Source organism: Martelella sp. UBA3392 (genome assembly GCF_002358775.1).
GTDB classification, from domain to species: domain Bacteria; phylum Pseudomonadota; class Alphaproteobacteria; order Rhizobiales; family Rhizobiaceae; genus Martelella; species Martelella mediterranea.
The window spans coordinates 1-2,696 of the sequence record NZ_DEPM01000080.1 but is presented as its reverse complement, the minus strand read 5'-3'; the positions used below and the strand labels follow the sequence as shown (position 1 = coordinate 2,696).

Sequence of the window (2,696 nt, the reverse complement as noted above, 5' to 3'; positions counted from 1 at the left end):
GTTTCGCCGGTGCGGATGCGCACGACGCCCTCGACATTGGAAACGAAGATCTTGCCGTCGCCGATACGCCCGGTTTGAGCGGCGTTGCGGATGGCTTCGATGACTGCGTCCACGTTTTCGTCTGCCAGAACGACCTCGACTTTGACCTTGGGAAGAAAGTCGACGACATATTCAGCGCCCCGGTAAAGCTCCGTATGACCCTTCTGGCGCCCGAAGCCTTTGGCTTCCGTGACAGTGATGCCCTGCAGGCCGACGTCCTGAAGGGCTTCCTTCACTTCGTCGAGTTTGAAAGGCTTGATGATCGCTTCGATCTTTTTCATGAGAAAATTGCTCTCCGCTTCTCCCGTTGAAGCAGGCGTCAGCCCGCTCGGAACTTCTAATGCACATTGCATGCCAAGTTCGATTGTTCTTCGTGCAAATCCACCGAAATGAAATTGCGGCCTCGCGATTGCCGCAGCATTCCGCATGTGGCACCGAAATCAGGTTCGCCAAAAGGCGCCTTCAGGTCAATAGCGCGGCATTTCAGGGGCGCTGACGACGAGGACGCATGAATTTTGAGCAGCAACCTGTGTTTAATTAATAGGCAATTGATTACCAACTAGCCAGAAGAAAGTCGCCTCTTGCATCATCACCTGATTTTCCGCTCTATTCACCCGCGATGAAGGAGTGCCGGCCTTGCTGATGACACCAGAGGAAATGGGGCGCGCCGATGCGCTTGCCGCTGAGAGCGGTATAGACAGCTACGCGCTGATGGTAAGCGCGGGGCGGGCGGTCGCGGCCTGCCTGCTGCGGCATTATCCGGCGGCGCGGCGCGCGGTGGTGCTGTGCGGACCCGGCAACAATGGCGGCGATGGCTATGTCGCGGCGCGCGCGCTTGCCGAAACAGGCATGAAGGTGGCGCTGTTTCACCTTGGTGATCCGACCAGGCTCTCCGGCGACGCCCTTCGAGCGCGGCAGGATTGCGGCATGGACAGCGCGGGGATGGATGCCTTTAGGCCGGAGCAGGGCGATGTCATCGTCGATGCGCTTTTCGGCGCGGGCCTTGCGCGGCCGCTTTCCGACGAGATTGCCGCCGTGATCGCGCGGGCGGAGGGTCTGCCGGTGATCGCTGTCGACCTGCCGTCCGGCATCAGCGGCCTGACCGGCCAGGTTCTCGGCGCGGCCTTCAAGGCCTCGCATACCGCGACCTTCATGGCGGCAAAACCCGGCCATTACCTGCTGCCGGGCCGCGCGCATTGCGGCCGGCTGGAGGTGTTCGACATCGGCATTCCGCGCCGCATTCTGGCGGAGGCGGCCGGCGACCACCATCTCAATACCCCGGCGCTGTGGGCCGATAGCCTGCCGCGCGCGGGCGCCGACTCACACAAGTTCAGCCGCGGCCATCTCGGCGTGTTTTCCGGCGGCGCCTCGGCCACGGGCGCCGCCCGGCTTGCCGCGATGGCGGGTTTGAAGGCGGGCGCCGGACTGGTGACGATCGCGGCAGCGCCGCAGGCAATCCTCGTCAATGCCGCGCATCTGACGGCGATCATGCTGAAACGCATCGAGGACGTTTCCGCGCTCAGAGACTGGATCGCCGACAAGCGGCTGTCGGCCTTCGTTCTCGGCCCAGGTTTCGGGATAAGCGCTGAAACGCGGGACTTTGCCGAAACGCTGATCGGACGCCCGCTGGTGCTCGACGCCGACGGACTGACCGCCTTCGCGGAGCAGCCTAAGGCGCTGTTCGACCGGCTGGAAGCGGCCCCGGAAACCTGTGTCATGACCCCGCATGCCGGCGAATTCGCGCGGCTGTTTCCCGATCTCGCCGAGGATAGCGACCTCGGCAAGCCCGAAAAGGCATTGCGGGCGGCCCGGCGCGCCCATGCGGTGGTGCTCTACAAGGGCGCCGATACCGTGATCGCGTCGCCGGACGGCAGGATCGTGATCAACGCCAACGCCCCGCCATGGCTCGCTACCGCCGGGTCAGGCGATGTGCTTTCCGGCACGATCGGCGGGCTGCTGGCGCAGGGCGTGCCGGCCTTCGAGGCGGCGTCAGCCGGGGCCTGGCTGCACGGCGAAGCTGGAAACCGGGCAGGGGCGGGGCTGACGGCGGAGGATCTGCCGACCCACCTGCCTTCCATCCACGAGATTATCGCTAACGCACGCTGAGTCGCATTGCCGCCGACAGGGACCGGCCCCTACGCAGATCCTACTTGTCGACCAGGCCTTGCAGCTTCTGCGCCCCCGCCGGGGCACGGACCTTGCCGCCGGTGATGAAGAACGCATAGACGTCGCGCGGCTCTGCCTCCGGCGCATCTCCGGCAAGAAGCGGCAGATCGTCGGGCGCGCCGCCCTTTGACCAGAGTTTCAGCTTGTCAGCCCATTCCTTCAGGCCCGCCTCGGGATAACAATGCGGATTGCCATCCTCGCCCTTCTGAAGGCGGGCATAGACAAAATCGCCGGTGACGTCGGCGATCATCGGGTATTCGGGATGATCGGCGCAGACGATCGTCGCGCCATATTTGCGGGCGAGCGCCACGAATTCCGGGTCAAGGAAAGAAGGGTGGCGGACTTCGATCGCATGTTGGAGGGCAAGGCCGTCCCGCTCTTTCGGCAGAAGCTTGAGGAAATCCTCGAAATCCTCCGCCTCGAATTTTTTGGTCGGCATGAACTGCCACAGGATCGGCCCGAGCCTGTCGCCAAGCTCGGTGATGCCCTGG

3 protein-coding genes are annotated in these 2,696 nt (G+C 63.9%); 1 reads left to right on the top strand and 2 read right to left on the bottom strand.

Annotated features, from left to right (window positions below; all coding sequences use genetic code 11):
• A partial coding sequence (locus B4E36_RS06060) for a P-II family nitrogen regulator (protein ID WP_414673736.1) occupies window positions 1–320 on the bottom strand: 320 nt, incomplete at its 3' end.
• 361 nt (window positions 321–681) lie between these two features.
• Between B4E36_RS06060 and B4E36_RS06055 the strand changes: the two genes are divergently transcribed.
• Window positions 682–2,145, top strand: coding sequence for an NAD(P)H-hydrate dehydratase (locus tag B4E36_RS06055; protein WP_292059802.1), 1,464 nt, complete (start codon window positions 682–684; stop codon window positions 2,143–2,145).
• A gap of 40 nt (window positions 2,146–2,185) precedes the next feature.
• Here B4E36_RS06055 and B4E36_RS06050 read toward each other — a convergent pair.
• Window positions 2,186–2,696: DUF72 domain-containing protein (locus tag B4E36_RS06050; RefSeq protein WP_345900113.1), on the bottom strand; the 511-nt coding region annotated here is incomplete at its 5' end.